Source organism: Verrucomicrobiia bacterium, from assembly GCA_035765895.1.
Classification (GTDB): domain Bacteria; phylum Verrucomicrobiota; class Verrucomicrobiia; order Limisphaerales; family DSYF01; genus DSYF01.
Genome location: DASTWL010000006.1, coordinates 1 through 16450, shown reverse-complemented (window position 1 = coordinate 16450; position 16450 = coordinate 1). Strand labels below are relative to the sequence as shown.

The following is a 16450-nucleotide window of genomic DNA, read 5'->3' as shown; positions in this document are numbered from 1 at the left end:
GGCGGCAACCAGGATGCCGGTATATTTGCGGTGAGCGGCGTGGACATGCCGCCGGAGGTCGTCATCACCCGGCAGCCGCAGCCCGTGACGAACAATCTCCCCGCCAGCCCGGTCACGTTGAGCGTCACGGCCATGGGCGCGCCGAATCTGGCCTATCAGTGGTATCAGGGCGCGCCGGGGGCGGCGGTCAAACTCAACGGGAAAACCGCGGCCAGTCTCACCTTCAATCCCGTGACCACCAACGACGCCGGCACTTACTTCGCGGTGGTGAGCAACAGTCTGAGCGCCGCCACGAGCACGGTGGCGAGCGTGACGGTGTTCCGGGCGCCGCAGATTGTGCAGCAACCCAGTCCGGCCAGCGTGTCGTTGTTCACCGGCCGCAACATCAGCTTCGCCGTTGGCGCGAATGCCGCCCTGCCGGTTTACTACTTCTGGCGGTTCAACAATTCACCGTTGGGCGGTGCCAGCGGGTCCACCTACGCCCTGAACAACGTGCAACTGAATCAGGCCGGCGCCTACTCGGTGCTGGTGAGCAATGCCTACGGCGTCGCAACGAGCAGCGTCGTCACGCTGTCCGTGCTGGCGCCCGGCTATCCCGCGGCGGTGAACGTGCTGGCCGATTACCCCGTGGGCTACTGGCGGCTTGACGAGACCAGCGGCTCGGTGGCGCACGATTACATTGCCGGCAACAACGGCAGCTATCTCAACACCCTGCTGGGGCAGCCCGGCAATGGCCTGGTGGACACGCACAAGGCGGCGCGCTTTGGCGCGTTGTCGTCGGTCAACTGTTACGTGAGCGGCATACCGATCGACTTCGCCACCACCAGCAACGCCGCGTTCTCCGTCGAGGCGTGGGTGAACGGCAACGCGCAGTCGTCGGATGCCGGCTTGATTTCGAAGGGCTATGGCAGCGGCGGCGAGCAGTTCAACCTGGATTGCGGCGCGGGCAGCCACGCGTTCCGATTCTTTGTGCGCGACCGGACCGGTGGCGCGCATGTGGCCGGCGGAAGCGTGACTCCCAATGGCCAGTGGCATCATCTTGTCGGCGTGTGTGACCAGGCCAACGGCAACGTCATCCTGTATGTAGACGGCGCAGCCAATGCCAGCGCGACCATCGCTGCAAACAGCGGTTTGCTGAGTTCAACCAATCCGGTCACCATCGGCTCCCGGCAGTCCGGCGCCGGAACGAGCTACAATTTCCAGTTTGTCGGGCTAATGGAGGAGGTGGCCATCTACGATTACGCTTTGAGTCCGGCGCAGGTGCAGGCGCACTTTGCGGCCGCCTCCAACCGCGCGCCCCAGTTCGCGAGCAATCCGTTTTTCCAGGGCCGTGCGAATGCCGGGCAGGCGTATGCGGGCACGCTGACCACCAACGCCAGCGACCCGAACGGCGACGCGATGACCTTCTCCAAACTGAGCGGCCCGCCGTGGCTGGCGATTGGGGCCAACGGCTTCCTTTCGGGCACGCCCGCCAACAACGACGCGAACACCAACGTGTTTCTCGTCAGCACCCGCGATGGGGCGGGAGCTTCCAACACGGCCACGATGTTGATCTATGTGAACGGCGCGCCCGGCTTTGCCGCCGATCCGTTTGCCGTGCCGGGGGCATTTGCCGGACGCGCATATTCGAACAGCATCGCCGGTCAGGCCTCCGACCCGAATCCCACGGACACGCTTACCTTCGCAAAACTGAGCGGACCGGCCTGGCTTGCGATTGCCCCGGACGGTTCGCTTTCCGGTCTGCCGCCCGAAGCCCAGCTGGGAACCAACAGTTTTGTCGTCAGCGTGGCGGATGGCGGCGGCTTGACCGCCACTGCAACGCTGACGGTGGCCGTGATGCCGGTGCCGGAGCTTGGCGCCGGCCTGACGGTGCAGGGCACCAACCTGTGGTTGAACTGGTCCGGCGGCCTCGGTCCCTATGAGGTGCAGATGTCAACCAACTTGAGCGGCACGAACTGGCAAACCATCGCGAGCGATCTGGGCGGGTCGAACCTGCTGGTGCTGCCCACGAACAACGCCGCCTTTTTCCGCATACTGAGCCATTGAACCGGGCCGGCTCGCGGGCCGCGCGCCGCCTCAAAGGGCGCTCAGTGGGGCAGGCCGAAGAGAAAGTAAACCAGGCACAGCGCGCCCAACACCATGGCGCCGGCATTCAATTCACGCCCGCGTCCGGTGGCGGCTTTGAGGAGGGGATAGATGGCCAGCCCCGCCGTCAGCCCGTTGGCGATGTTGTAGGTGAACAGCATCATGCCAATCGTGACCAGCGCCGGCACCAGTTCGGTGAGGTCGTCAAAATCGATTTTGCGCACCGAACTGAACATGAGGACGCCGACCGCAATCAACGCCGGACCATACGCGAAGCGCAACTGTTGCAACGGAGCGACCGCCGGGATGAAGAAGAGTGAAACGGCGAACAGGGCGGCGGTGGTCAGGGCGGCCAGCCCGGTGCGGGCGCCATCGCGAATGCCGGTGGCCGATTCGATGTAGGCGCCGCTCGTGGACGTGCCCACGAGGCCGCTGAACAGGCAGGTCAGGGCGTCCACCAACATGGGCTTGTGGATCTCTGGGAAATTTCCTTTTTCGTCGAGCATGCCACCCGCGGCGCCCACGCCCACCAGCGTGCCGAGCGTGTCCAGAAAGCTCATGAGAAAGAGCGTCAGCAGCACGGGCAAAAAGCTCATTTGAAAGACGCCCGCGATGTCCAGCTTGAACGCGATGGGCTGCAGGGCGTATTCCCCCGCAAAGGGCAGGGCCAGCCAGTGTTCCGGCGCCTTGCCCAGCCCCAGCAGGCAGCCGGTCACCGCCGTCGCCACCATGCCCAGCAGCACCGCGCCCCGCACCCGGCGGATCATCAGGATCGCCATCAGCAAAAAACCGCCGATGGCCAGCAACACCTGCGGATCGCGCAGGTTGCCGATTTTGACGGGCACGTCCGGCGCCCGCAACATTCCGGCCGGGCCAAGCGGCAGGGTTGCCGCCGGGAGACCGGTTACGAAGCTGGTGACAATGCCGGTTTCGTAGAGGCCGATGAAGGCGAGAAACAAGCCGATGCCGACCGCGAAACTGTGTTTCAAGCTGGGCGACACCGACGCCGCCAGCCATGCGCGCACGCCCAGCACGGTGATGAGCAGGAAGCCGAGTCCGCTGACAAACACCGCGCCCAGCCGCTGTTGCCAGCCAATGCCCAGGGCGGCCAGCCCAAAGGCGATGAAGGCGTTTTCGCCCATGTAAGGCGCCACGGCAATGGGCCGGTTGGCCAGCAGTCCCATCAAAGTGCAGCCCACCACGGCGGTGAGAATCGTGGCCACGGTGCTTGGCCCCGCGGGGATGCCGGCAAAACTGAGGATCGCCGGGTTGACCACGATGATGTAGGCCATCGTGATGAAGGTGGTCGCGCCGCCGAGGATTTCGGTTCGCACCGTGCTGCCGCGCTCCTGCAACCGGAAGAGCTTTTCCATGGCGCCGCCAGACTACTCTTCCCGGCGCCCGCCCGCAGCATTATTCGCCCAATCGCCAGTCCTTCCCAGGGGTGGCCGGGCCCCTCATTCCGCGACAAATTATTAAGGAACCACCGTATTCAACGGATTTCTGTCTTGCGATTTTGGCCGTTGAAACGAAGACTGCGCGGGCATTATGCAATCTGACATTTCGCAATCGGGACAACTGTATGCCGTGCTGGGCTGGCTGGAAAAGAACCGCAGGCAGATCATTTCCTCGGCGGTCATCCTCACGGTGGTGGGCATCATCGTCGCCTTCGTGCTGTGGCGGAACCACCAGAAGGAAATCGCAGCCGGTGAAGCCGTTTCCGCCATGACGCTCTCCGCCGCGCAGGGCAACGTAAAGGCGGCCGACTGGTTGAAGGTCGCGGCGGAAACCAGCGGCACGGAAGCCGGCGCCCGGGCGCTGCTGACGGCGGCGGGCGATCAGTTTGTGGATGGCAAGATCGCCGACGCGCAGGCGTCGTTTCAAAAATTTCTGACCGAATACGACGGCAGCGCGTTGACCGCGCAGGCCAAATACGGCATCGCCGTGTGCCTGCTGGCGCAGGGCAAGACGAACGAAGCGCTCCCGGCGTTCAAGGAAATCGTGGACCGGTTTGCGAGCGCCAATGTCGTCACGCCGGCCAAATACTCGCTCGCCCAGCTTTATCAGGCCGGCGGCAAGCTGGAGCAGGCCCGCGACCTCTACATGGATCTGGCGCACGATCCGCAAAACACCTACGGCTCGGAGGCGATGAACCAGTTGAACGAGCTGTTCAAGGCGAACCCCAAACTCCGTCCGAGTCCGGCCGCTGCGGCGCCCGTGGCGCCGGCCATTACGCCGGCAAAATAGGCAGGCGGCGGGTTTCCAGGGAGACATCTTCCGCTGGTTTGAGCAACCGAAGTTGGCCGGGGCAGCATCATGAAAATCGCAATCATCGGAACGGGATATGTCGGGCTGGTAACGGGAACGTGCTTCGCCGAGGTCGGGCACACGGTGACCTGCGTGGACAATGACGAGGCCAAGGTGCGGCTGTTGCAGGCGGGCGGCATTCCCATCTACGAGCCGGGTTTGGAAGAACTGGTCAGAAAGAACGTCGCGGCCGGCCGGTTGCAGTTTACCAGCAGCACCGCTGACGGCGTGGCCCGGTCCGACGTCATTTTCATCGCGGTGCCGACGCCGCCGCTTCCGGACGGCAACGTGGACCTCAGTTTCATCGAGCATGTCGCCCGCGACATTGCGGCCGCGATGGCCAGCTACAAGATCATCGTGGACAAGAGCACGGTCCCGGTGAAGACGGGTGAGAAGGTGGCGGAAACCATCAAGCGTTACAGCAAGGCCCGGGTCGAATTCGACGTGGTCAGCAATCCCGAGTTCCTGCGCGAAGGGTTTGCCGTCGATGATTTGATGCATCCGGACCGGATCGTGGTCGGCGTGGCCTCGCAGCGGCCGGTGCCGGCCATGAAGGAAATTTACCAGCCGTTCAACGCGCCCATCATCATCACGGACATCAATTCCGCCGAGCTCATCAAGCATGCGTCCAACTCGTTTCTGGCTCTGAAAATCTCCTACATCAATGCCGTCTCCGTCGTGTGTGAGGCCACCGGTGCGAACGTGCAGGAAGTGGCCAACGGCATGGGCATGGATGAACGCATCGGCCGGCGGTTCCTCAACGCGGGCCTGGGTTTTGGCGGCAGTTGTTTTCCCAAGGATCTCAGCGCGTTCATCGCCATCTCGCAGCAGGTGGGTTACGACTTTGGCCTGCTCCGCGAGGTGCAAAAGATCAACGCGTTGCAGATGGACCGCTTCATCAAGAAAATCACCGACACGTTGTGGGTGCTGAAGGACAAAAAAATCGGCGTGCTTGGCCTGGCGTTCAAGCAGAACACCGACGATGTCCGGATGTCACCGGCCATCGACCTCTGTCATCGCCTGCAGAAGGAGGGCGCCTCGCTGCGCGTGCACGATCCGAAGGCGATGGAGAAGGCGCGCGCCTTGCTGAAGGACGTGGAATACGTCGAGGACATGAACGCCGTTGCTGAGGGCTGCGATGCGCTGGTGGTGGCCACCGAGTGGGATGAATTCAAAAAGCTAGACCTGGCCCGCGCCCGCAAGGGAATGACGCATCCGATTCTGTTCGACGGCCGGAATTTGTTCGACCCGCAGGAAATGGAACAACTCGGATGGATTTACAAGAGCGTGGGGCGTTAGGTGCTTTCGGGTGGGGATGAATTCTGCATCTGAATCCGATCCGTCCGCCCTCCCGGCTGCCGGCTCCGGGGAGCATCGACGGATCATTGAAGTCGCCGCCGGGCTCATCTTCCGGGACGGGAAACTGCTCATCACCCAACGGCACCCGGACGCGCACCTGGGCGGTTTGTGGGAGTTTCCCGGGGGCAAGCGCGAGCCGGGTGAAACGTTTGAAGCCTGTCTGCGGCGCGAACTGCGCGAGGAACTGGGATGCGATGTGGAAGTTCTTGAACTCGTCGAATCCCTCACGCACGCCTATCCCGAAAAGACGGTCCACCTGCGCTTCCACCGTTGCCGCTGGCTGGCGCGCGAACCTCGCCCCTTGGAATGTGCGGCGGTCCGCTGGGTGACGCGCGAGGAACTGTCCCGCTTCCAATTCCCGGCGGCCGACGCCCGGCTGCTCCAATGCTTGCAGCAGCCCGCAGCGTGGTGGGAGTAGTGTTCGCGGTTTTTCGACGATGCAGTGGAGGATTGAGCCACTGTAAAATGTCTCAGATTGAGGGTTGAAACCCTCTCGCTACTGTGAGACAAAGGCAGCGTTACACCAACAGGAGGAACCTCATGCAGATATTGATGTATTGGCGTTTTCTGCACGTCCGATTCGTTCATGGGTGGATCGGCTGCGTTGTCACCCTGTCGCTCATTGCTGCGGCGCGTTCAAATGCGGCCGAACATTATGTTTCCCTCGACGGCGGCGGTGTGCCGCCATTCGCAAACTGGGCAGACGCGGCGACCAACATCCAGGACGCCATTGATGTTGCCTCCGCGGGTGACACGGTTTGGGTGACCAACGGGGTTTATGCGGCGGGGGGCAGGCCGGTGCCGGGCAGCTTGCTCACCAACCGTGTTGTTGTCAGCAAGGCCATCACGGTGCGGAGCATCAATGGCCCAGAGGCCACCGTAATTCAGGGATTTCAACTGCCAAAGCCCGCCTACAACGGGCCGACCGCGATCCGGTGCGTTTGGTTGACCAACGGCGCGGTGCTTGCCGGTTTCACACTCACGAATGGGGCGACCTCAGCGGCCACCGGTTCACCCAACGGGGTTGGCGGCGGCGCCTTTTGCAACGGTGTCGATGCTGTGGTGACCAACTGCATCATCGTCGGCAACACCGCGTCTGGCGGGGGCGGCGGAGTTTACCAGGGCACGGTCCGTAAGTCGCAAATTGTCGGCAACATTTCCGGAACGGGCGGAGGCTTGAACAATGCGAATGTTTTTGATTCTTCCGTTACCGGCAACCAAGGAGCTTCTGGCGGGGGGATTTATTGCACTTCGGGAGCTTTCGTCGCCTCCAATTGCACCTTTTCTGCGAATGTTGCCAGGACGTTTGGCGGCGCTGCATATCAGGCGACTTTGTTGACCTGCGTGCTGACGAACAACACTGCCGGGAATGGTGGTGGCGGGGCCTACTTGGGCGGTCTCATGGGCTGCCGGGTCGTGAGCAATACCAGCAGCAACGGCGGCGGCGGCGCCTTTAATGCGGGGCTTACCAATTGCTTCCTCGCCTTCAATCAAGCGGTTGGCGCCGGCGGCGGGGCGTTTTTTTCAGCAGGTGCCCTCGTTCGCAACTGCACATTCGTCGGCAACGTGGCGGCGACAGGCGGCGGCATTACGGGCGGGGCAGCTTTGAATTGTTTGCTCTATTTCAACGCCGCGAAGAGCAGCGGACCGAATTTCAGTTCCACGTCACTTACAAATTGCTGCTCGGATCAGGCCGCGCCGGGTGGCCGCAACGTCATTGTCTCGGATCCCAAGTTGTTCAGCGACGGTTTGCATTTGCAATCCGTGTCTCCCTGCATTGGAGCGGGGACTAATCTGGGGGTGACGGGTTTCGACATTGACGGACAAGCCTGGGGCAACCCGCCGTCCATTGGCTGTGACGAGTGGGCGGCGCCGCCGTTGCTCGTGACACAGCCGCATCCGGTGCCCGGAAAGGCGAACGGCGAAGTCGCCATCCTGTCAGAATTGGCCGGAGGAGCGGTCCATTGTTGGTGGCTGAAGGATGGGGTTTCCATTGACGACGACGGGCATTACGACACGGCGCATACGGCGAGTCTGACCGTGCATCACTTCAACGTTGCCGATGCGGGGGAGTATCAAGTCATGGCCAGCAACGTTTTTGGAGTTGTGACGAGCGCTTTGGTTCAAATTTCCGTCGCGTGTGTGGATGCCGGTTCAACAAACGCAGCCGTGCCTTATGCAGACTGGAATGCGGCGGCCAGCACCATTCAGGATGCCGTGGACACGGTCGGCAACGGCGGGGTTGTTTTGGTGACCAACGGTATCTACGCAAACGGCGGGCGTTTCGTTTCCGGTGACATGACGAACCGGGTGGTTTTGGACAAGATGGTTTTGGTCTTGAGCCTGAATGGTCCAATGCCCACTGAAATCCGGGGTGCCTGGGATCCGGCAACCACCAACGGCCCAGCCTCCATTCGACCTGTCAGCGTTGGTCCGAATGCAGCCATCAGTGGCTTTACGCTGCGGGACGGTTCGGCGTCAAACGGCGCCGGCGCCGTCAGTCTTGGCGTGGGCCTGCATGAATCAGTCGTCAATTGTGTTTTTACCAACAACCGGGCCTTGGCCGCGGGGGGTGGTGCCTATGGAGGTCGGCTCCGGGATTGCCTGCTGGTTGGGAACGCCGCGGGCAGCGGCGGCGGTGGCGCCTTCGCGTCATTCGAAACGTGCGTGTTGACGGCCAATTCGGCAAACAACGGTGGTGGGGCATATCAGTCGTCCTTGCGCAACTGCACGGTGACGCTCAACAGTGCGGGCAACGGTGGCGGTCTTCATGGCGGCACGGCGGTGTCCTGCCTTTTGGCAACTAATGCGGCCACGTCCGGAGGAGGAGCTTACGCGGCCAGATTGTTCAGCACGCGCATCCGGAACAACCTCGGAAGCGGATTGGTGTCGGGCGTGGGGTGGGGAAGCTGCTTCCAGGGTAATGCGCCTTACGGTTCCAGTGGATCCATCAATGTGAATTGCACCTTTGTGCAAAATGGCGCGGCTCTCCTCTCCCCCGGAATGAGCACCAACTGCATTTTGTGGTTCAACACCAACGCCAGCGGCGGCCTGAACAGCGCCAATTTCGTTTCAGGCTGCCTGCAACCTGGTGAAAGCAGCACATCAGCCCTCCAGCTTTACCCGAATCTTTTGAGTGACGGGGCGCATTTGGCGGACAACTCGCCTTGCTTCGACCGCGGAGTGAACGTGGGGAGTGAAATCACGGACATTGATGGCCAACCACTGGGGAACAGCCCGCCCATTGGGTGTGATGCGCCCCCATCACCGTTGCAGTTGATCGCGGCCCCACGAATCGAGCCCGATACAACGCCTGGTGCAGCATTGATGTCCGTGGAACTGGCTGGCACGAGTCCGGTGTGCTGGTGGATGAAGGACGGTTTGCCGGTCAGCAATGACAGCCACCACGGCAACGTCAATTCACCAGGCCTGGTCATCAGCAATTTCAACGTGACAGATGCGGGTGCCTATCAGGTCATCGTCAGCAATGCGACCGGCATGCTGACCAGCGCGGTGGTTCAGGTCAGTGTTGCGTGCGTAAATACCGCCAGTCCCAATCCAGCCCCGCCCTTCGCAAGCTGGGACAATGCTGCGGCAACCATTCAAGATGCCATTGATGCTGCCGGGGAAAGCACTGTCGTGCTGGTGACCAATGGCATTTACCAGCAGGGCGGGCGTTTCATCTCAGGTGATGAAACCAACCGGGTGGTCGTGGACAAAGCCGTCACGGTCATGAGCATGAATGGTCCGGAGTGGACTATCATTGAAGGGGCCTGGGATGCGGAAAACACCAACGGCATCGCCTCGATTCGGTGCGCATGGCTGGCGGAGGAAGCCACGCTGGGAGGCTTTACATTGCGCAATGGTTCTGCCTGGACCAACGGTGGCGGAATTTGGGCTGCTGGACTGGGGTTGCGGAAAAATGTGATCAATTGTGTCGTGTCGAATTGTGTGGCTGGCGGAATGGGGGGAGGCGTTTACCAGGGCCGGTTGTGGCATTGCCAAATTTCAGGTAATGCCTCGCGTTCCAACGGCGGGGGCGCAGCGGCCGCCTTCCTGGAGGCCTGTCGGGTTCAAAGTAATTTGGCGACCGATGGTGCCGGCGTCTTTGCCGGTGTCGCCCGTGGGTGCGAGATCATGGGCAACACGGCCAACCGTTATGGTGGCGGGGCTGCTGGTGGCGACCGCCATCCGCTGTTGATTGGTTGTGCGGTGGCCCTTAACACGGCGCAGGATGGTGCGGGCGCCCACTTTGCATCGCTTTTCCAATCCACGGTGGTCAGCAACATTGCCACGGTGGGAGCAGTTGGCGGCATTCAGTTTGGCGAAGCGTGGAATTGCATCTGCTATTTCAACCGAAGCGCCACCAACTGGCCGTTTACTGACGTGGGAGGTTCGGCCGGCTTCTACTACGGATGTTCGACCCGCGGTAACTTGCCAAATTGCATCACCAACAATCCACAATTGTTGGATTGGGAGCATGTGGCACTTACCTCTCCGTGCCTTGCCTTGGGCACGAATTTTGGAGGCGCCGGCTACCATGACATTGATGGCGAACCGTGGGGAAATCCGCCTGCGTTGGGATGTGACGAAGCGGTTGAAGGTTCCATCACCGGCCCGCTGACCGTGACGGTGAACGCACCATGGCCATACGTTGCCGTGCGGGGCGTGCTGCCACTGCACGGAAACGTATCGGGTCGAGCCAGCCGGGTCGTGTGGGATTATGGCGATGGTTCAGGGCTGACCAACGCCAGTTTGTTGGACGTCGCCCACGTTTGGACCAATGCCGGAAATTACGCCGTCAAGTTTGCTGCGTTCAATGCCGACCATCCGGCTGGCGTCGCAACCAACCTGCTGCTGGATGTAGTCCCCCTGACCTCGCCAGAAATCTCTCTCACGAATGAGGGCGAGGGCACGTTTTCGCTGCAATTCACAGGACAGCCGGGGATAACGTATGTGGTGGAGCGGACGACAAACTTGGTGCCACCGGTGGCTTGGCAGACGCTTGGGACATTTCCAAGCACTGGCGGAGTGGTGCGGGCAACTGACCCGGCAGCGACGAACGCCATGCAGTTTTACCAGGTAAAGGGCCCGCAATAGAAACGAGCCGTCTTACACCGCCCCGTAAAACTCCTCTACGATGGCGCGGAAGTTGTTTTCGCCGATGTTGATGATGCCCATTTCGCGCTGGGCGTTCTCCGGCGAGTCGCTGGCGTGAGCGGCGTTGATCATCATGGTCTGGCCGAATTCCCGGCGAATGGAACCGGGCGGCGCTTTCGAGGGATCGGTGGGCCCGAGCACTTCGCGAATCTTGCGCACGGCCTCAACGCCTTCGTAAACGAGGGCGATGCATTTTTCCGTCCCGGGCTGCTGGAGCAGCTCCGGCGGGCATTCCGCCGGCGAACGTCCGGCCATGAAGCGGATGATGTTCCCAAAATGATGGTCGCCGTAGGTGGGGCAGAGCAGTTCCCCGAGTTTCGCCTCGATGTCGGGCGGCAGGACAAAACCAAATTCCCGCTCCAGATGGGGCTTCGCGCGGGCGGCCACGGCGTCCTTGAGCTTGGTGCGCAACACTTCCCGGACCGGGCCGTAGAATTCCATCGCCTGCGCCACGCTCATGCGGTGGACTTTGATGGCGACGATGAACAGGCCGGTGCGGGAAAAGAAATCAATCATGTTGCCCGGCCGGCCGGTCGGAAACCGGAAGTTTTCCGGCTTGATTAACACGAGCGTCCGCTGCGTGGGATGGTCAGTGGCGTGGACGACGACGTTTTCCAGCAGGCCGCCGTCGGTGTCCGAATGCCTCGCCCAGAGTTTGAGTTTCTTTTCGGCGTCGAGCGTGTTCGGGGCGACCAAGATGGCCGGTTCGAAATGCTTCACCTCGCCCGTTGGGCCGAGAATCAAATCGCCAAAGGTGTCCCGAACGGTCTCGCCGCCGGAACGTCCCGGGGTGATGTGGCCAGCTACGGAGAGCACCTTGCGGACGGCGTCCTCGCCTTTGAACAGCAGCATCATCGCCCTGTGGCGCCGGCCCGTTTGCGGATCGGGGGCCAGGTTCGTCAGGATGTAATCGTGGATCAACTCTTGGATCCGGCGGTCGCTTGGATCGTTGGCCGCCGCCGTGGCTTCGGCGAATTGGCGGACGAGTTCATTCCCGGGCGCGAACATGCGGGCGGCCACCAGTTCGAGCCCTGTTCTCGCAATCAGGCGGCTGATGATGCCGCCCGTGCGGGATTTCAAAAGGGAATGGGGAGTGACAATGACGTATGCGAGCTGGGACGACATTTCAGGCAGGCGGAGTCTGCGACGCGGGTGAGGTAGGCTCCGGAGCAGCGGCGGGCGCTGCCTTGCCACCAAGAATCTTGAACATGACGGTGCCGCACGTGGGGCACTTGCCTTTGATTGCCTTGCGACCGTTCTTCATCGTCTCTTCCACTGCCTCGGCAATCTCCTTCTTGGCTTTACACTTTACGCAATATCCTTCTGCCATAGAAATTTTGTCCTGGTGCGCTTCATGCGCCCGTGGCCATGCCAATCATCCTAGTTGGTGGAATAGGGGGGCGCAACCCGGAATCCAGGTTAACCGTCGCTTAAATTGGCAATAAGCATTGGAATTCAATCGGTTGTGCGCCAAGATGACGGGTTGGTCACGAGATCGACTGGCGGAGCTTTATGGGCGGGAATGTGGCGAACGGGCCCATTCACGAAGGGTGGTTTTCAGGATTTTCCCGGTGGCATTGCGGGGCAAGGCAGGCACAAAGACTATCCGGCGCGGCACTTTGTAATCCGCCAATCGTTCGCGGGCGAAGTGGAGAATGCGCTGCTCGTCCAGCCCGGCCGGCCCTTCCGCCGCCACAAAAGCCACCGGCTGTTCGCCGCGTTTGGGATCCGGCAGGCCGACGACCGCCGCCTCGCGAATGCCGGCTACCTGGTAGAGAACCTCCTCGATTTCGCGCGGATAAACATTCATCCCGTTGACGAGCAGCATGTCTTTTTTGCGGTCGGTAATGTAGTAATACCCCTCGGCGTCGTGGTAGCCCATGTCACCGGTCAACAACCACCGCCCCCGCATGACCTTGGCCGTTTCCTCAGGTTGCCTCCAATAGCCCAGCATGACATTGCCGCCGCGGACGCAAATTTCGCCCACTTCGCCCGCTGCCAGGCAGTTTCCCGACGTATCCTGCACGCTCATTTCTACATGGGGAATGGGCAGTCCGATGGAGCCCGGTTTGCGCTGGCCGTTAAGTGGGTTCTTGGCAACCACCGGGCTGGCCTCGCTCAAGCCGTAGCCCTCAATGAGCGGGATGCCGAATTTTGCCTCAAATTCGTGGAGAAATTGCAACGGCAACGGCGCCGCGCCGCTGATGCACAAACGCAACGGCAACTCCGGCAGCGTCGGCAGGCTCATCAAACTCCGGTAAAACTGCGGGATCGCCGGCAAAATCGTGCCCCGGTGGAGCTGAATTTCGTGCAGCAAGCTCTTCAGCGGATGCAGCGACTTGATCAGAATCATGCTGCCGCCACTCAGCAGCGGGAGCAGCAGGCCCACGCAGAGCATGTAACTGTGGAACAGCGGCAGGATGACGACCATCCGGTCCTGCGCATTGGCAGCCAGCACCTGCCGGCAGCTTTCAACATTGTGGAGCAGATTGGCGTGCGTGAGGACGGCGCCTTTCGGGTGGCCGGTTGTGCCCGAAGTGTAAATGATCACCGCCGGTTCTTGGGGCGCTCTCGGCATCACTATCGGCGGCGCCGGTGCAGAGGCTTGGCAAGACTCCAAGGAGTTCAAGCGGAGCACTTTGAGCGAGGGCCGGCGATGTTTGATGGCGGCTTCATGTGCACCCAACTCCTCGTCCGTAAGCAGCACCTCGATGCCCGCATCGTCCAAGATGTAAGCCACCTCGTCCGGCTTCAGGAAGTTGTTGATGGGAACCAAGATGGCGCCTGCGCCCAGCACGCCAAACACTGCGATCACGAATTCCGGGCAATTCTTCAGCCAAAGCCCGACGCGATCTCCCGGCCGGACGGCCCATTCGATTACCAACCGCCGGGTCAGGCCTTGGGCGCCATTATCGATTTCGTTATAGGAATAGGCCCGTTCACCCCAAAAAACCGCCGGCAAATCGCGACTTTGGCGCGCGCATTCCCGAAAGGTTTCGATAAGGTTCATTCCTTGAAGATATTGGGCGGGCAACTGGGCAATCAAGTTTCCTGCGCCATGGGTGACTTAAAACTTTTCTCCCTGCGCCAATGCCGTTTGAATTGAGGACTTTCAGTGATTAACACCGTCGCCAAACTTAACGAATACCTGCCCCTCCTCCGGACGGCTGACTGGATTGCCTTGGACACGGAGGCGGACAGCCTTCATGCCTATCCCGAGCGACTCTGCCTGATGCAATTCTGCACGGCCGCCGGTGACGAATTGGTGGATCCCTTGGCAACGCTCGACTTGGAACCATTGTTCACCGCGCTTTCCGGGCACCGGCTCATCATGCACGCGGCCGATTACGATTTGCGGCTGCTCAACAAGCACCACGCCTTCATTCCCGGCGCCATATTCGACACCATGCTCGCGGCGCGGCTGCTGGGTGTGAAACAATTTGGGCTCGGCAACCTCGTTTTGGATTTCCTCGGCATCAAGCTCGAGAAAAGCTCGCAAAAGGCAAACTGGGCCATCCGCCCGTTGACCGAACGCATGGATCGTTATGCCCGGGACGACGTCCGCCACCTGAAGCCGCTCGCCGACCGGTTGCGCGGTGATCTGGAGGCGAATGGCCGTCTGCGCTGGCATGAGGAATGGTGCAGCCGCCTCATCAAGGACGCCACCCAAACTGTTGCCATGGACGAGGACCAGGTCTGGCGCATCAAGGGCAGTTCGCTGCTGGGCCGGCCGGCGCTTGCGGTGCTCCGCGAAATCTGGCAATGGCGCGAAGCTGAAGCCCGCACGACCGGCAAGCCGCCGTTCTTCATTCTGTCCCATGATGTGCTGGTGGACCTGGCGGCGGCGGCCGTGAACGGGGCGGTCGTGGAGGAAAAATTCCCACGCCATCTTTCCGAGCGCCGCCGGCGTGGATTGTTGCACGCGATCAAACAAGGCCTGTCCCTGCCGTCCGAACGCTGGCCGCATCTGCCCGTTCGCAAGGGACGCCGCCCGACGGAAGCCGAGAAGCGCCGCTGCGCGCAGTTGGAAAAGCGTCGCGATTTGCGGGCGCGGGAACTCAATCTCGATCCCACCCTGATTGCGAGCCGGTCGGTTTTGTGGGACCTCGCGCGGGATTGGGACAAGGCCTCTGCCGACTTGATGGCGTGGCAGCGCGAACTGCTGGCGTAACCGGCCTCCGTCGATTGAATGGGCTCGCACCATGTTTGCGCGGGCGACTTCCAATTCGTCTGCGCCCCGAAATCAGCAGTTAAACCGCGCTCATTCACCGCATTTATTCTGCTGGCGGAGGATTACAAAACGGACCACACATTATGCTTTCTCCTGAGCCGGCCTCGTTCATAAAGTGAACTGTAATCAAAGCCATGAACCCCGGTCAGCCTTTGCCAGCTTCGCCCCCGGACATCAGCGTCACGCTGCCGGTATCACAGGCGATTGACCGCGTGAAACGGGTTCTGTTCCAGCCCTTCGATCTCGGCAAATGGTTCGTCATCGGCTTCTGCGCGTGGCTGGCGCAACTCGGCGAGCGCGGCGGGGGGAACTTCAACTTCAACTCCGGCGGCGGCCACGGTCACGGCGGCAGCCTGCGGCCGGAATTGGAACACGCGTGGAGCTACGTGCTGCACAACCTGTATTGGATCCTGCCCGTGACGGCGCTTGTGGCCGTGCTGGGCATCGGGCTTTGGCTGGTGTTCACCTGGTTGAACAGCCGCGGCAAATTCATGTTCCTCCATTGCGTGGCGCAAAACCGCGCCGAAGTGGCGGTGCCGTGGACCCGTTACGGGCGCCAGGCGGACAGTCTGTTTCTGTTTCGCATCGTCCTGGGGCTTGTGGGGGCCGTGCTGTTCATCCCGCTCGTGGTGCTGATGGTGGTCGTGGGAGTGGCCACGTTCGCGCATGGCCACGTGGAACCGCTCGGCATCATCGGTCTCGTCGTCCTCGCGCTGGGCCTGATCGGTCTGGCGGTGGTCTTCGGCCTGATCGCCAAACTCACCATCGACTTTGTGGTTCCCATCATGACGGTGCGCGGGTGCAGTTGCTGGACCGGTTGGGGCGTGTTGCGCCAGTTGATCACGGCCAATTTCGGCCGTCTGCTGCTCTATCTGTTGTTTCAAATCGTCATCGGCATGGTCGTGGGAACGCTGGTGCTGATGGTCATGGTGCTCACGTGCTGCTGTTGTTGCCTGCTGCTGTTGCCGTATGTCGGCACCGTGTTGCTGCTGCCGGTGCTGGTCTTCGAGCGTGCCTACTCGGCGCATTATCTCGCGCAATACGGCCGCGACTTCGACGTGTTCCCGGCCTCGTGAATCCGCTCCTGCGGGGAGCAAAACAGTCCACTCGCATGTGGAATTTCCCAAGACGGCCTGGTGATCGTTCCTTGAACGTTGGGCACTGGGTGTTCAATGTTCCTCCGCCTTGTTCCCCTAATCTCACCGTGGGCCAGGCAGGGTGAAAACCGGGTCGGTGCGGCCGCCACAGCGCGGCCAGAGAAGGGCTCGTTGCAATCATGAATTCACGTCGATGGTTTGGTTTTGTGGT

The 16450-nt window shown here is 61.4% G+C and carries 10 protein-coding genes and 1 pseudogene; 7 read left to right on the top strand and 4 right to left on the bottom strand.

What is annotated here, in order from left to right:
• On the top strand, positions 1-2046 hold a 2046-nt coding region (locus VFV96_00870), incomplete at its 5' end, for a LamG-like jellyroll fold domain-containing protein (protein HEU5068948.1).
• 41 nt (positions 2047-2087) lie between these two features.
• Here VFV96_00870 and VFV96_00865 read toward each other — a convergent pair.
• Positions 2088-3458: an NCS2 family permease gene (locus tag VFV96_00865; GenBank protein HEU5068947.1), complete on the bottom strand. Its 1371-nt coding sequence runs from the start codon at positions 3456-3458 to the stop codon at positions 2088-2090.
• Positions 3459-3633: 175 nt separating this feature from the next.
• Here VFV96_00865 and VFV96_00860 point away from each other — a divergent pair, with 175 nt between their 5' ends.
• The 4 genes from VFV96_00860 to VFV96_00845 all read left to right on the top strand — a co-directional run bounded on the left by VFV96_00860 (position 3634) and on the right by VFV96_00845 (position 10851).
• Positions 3634-4332, top strand: a complete 699-nt coding sequence (locus tag VFV96_00860) for a tetratricopeptide repeat protein (GenBank protein ID HEU5068946.1) — start codon at positions 3634-3636, stop codon at positions 4330-4332.
• Between the two features lie 69 nt (positions 4333-4401).
• Positions 4402-5691: a UDP-glucose/GDP-mannose dehydrogenase family protein gene (locus VFV96_00855; protein ID HEU5068945.1), complete on the top strand. Its 1290-nt coding sequence runs from the start codon at positions 4402-4404 to the stop codon at positions 5689-5691.
• Positions 5692-5707: 16 nt separating this feature from the next.
• Positions 5708-6169 carry an 8-oxo-dGTP diphosphatase MutT gene (gene mutT, locus VFV96_00850; GenBank protein HEU5068944.1) on the top strand — a complete coding sequence of 154 codons (462 nt, stop codon included), beginning with the start codon at positions 5708-5710 and terminating at the stop codon, positions 6167-6169.
• 122 nt (positions 6170-6291) lie between these two features.
• Positions 6292-10851, top strand: coding sequence for an immunoglobulin domain-containing protein (locus VFV96_00845; GenBank protein HEU5068943.1), 4560 nt, complete (start codon positions 6292-6294; stop codon positions 10849-10851).
• 12 nt (positions 10852-10863) lie between these two features.
• Here VFV96_00845 and VFV96_00840 read toward each other — a convergent pair whose 3' ends face one another.
• From VFV96_00840 to VFV96_00830, 3 genes and pseudogenes are all read right to left on the bottom strand, one after another.
• Entirely contained in the window at positions 10864-12036 is a 1173-nt protein-coding gene (locus tag VFV96_00840; protein HEU5068942.1) for a nucleoside-diphosphate kinase, read from the bottom strand.
• Positions 12037-12100: 64 nt separating this feature from the next.
• Positions 12101-12241 (bottom strand): annotated as a pseudogene (locus VFV96_00835) (DUF5679 domain-containing protein).
• 180 nt (positions 12242-12421) lie between these two features.
• A complete protein-coding gene (locus VFV96_00830; GenBank protein ID HEU5068941.1) occupies positions 12422-13921 on the bottom strand; it encodes an AMP-binding protein in 1500 nt (499 codons plus the stop codon).
• 105 nt (positions 13922-14026) lie between these two features.
• On the opposite strand from VFV96_00830, the gene VFV96_00825 reads away from it, so the two are divergent.
• Positions 14027-15082 carry an HRDC domain-containing protein gene (locus tag VFV96_00825; GenBank protein ID HEU5068940.1) on the top strand — a complete coding sequence of 352 codons (1056 nt, stop codon included), beginning with the start codon at positions 14027-14029 and terminating at the stop codon, positions 15080-15082.
• Between the two features lie 194 nt (positions 15083-15276).
• On the top strand, positions 15277-16218 hold the full coding sequence (locus tag VFV96_00820) for a hypothetical protein (protein HEU5068939.1): 942 nt from the start codon (positions 15277-15279) through the stop codon (positions 16216-16218).
• Positions 16219-16450 lie beyond the last annotated feature (232 nt).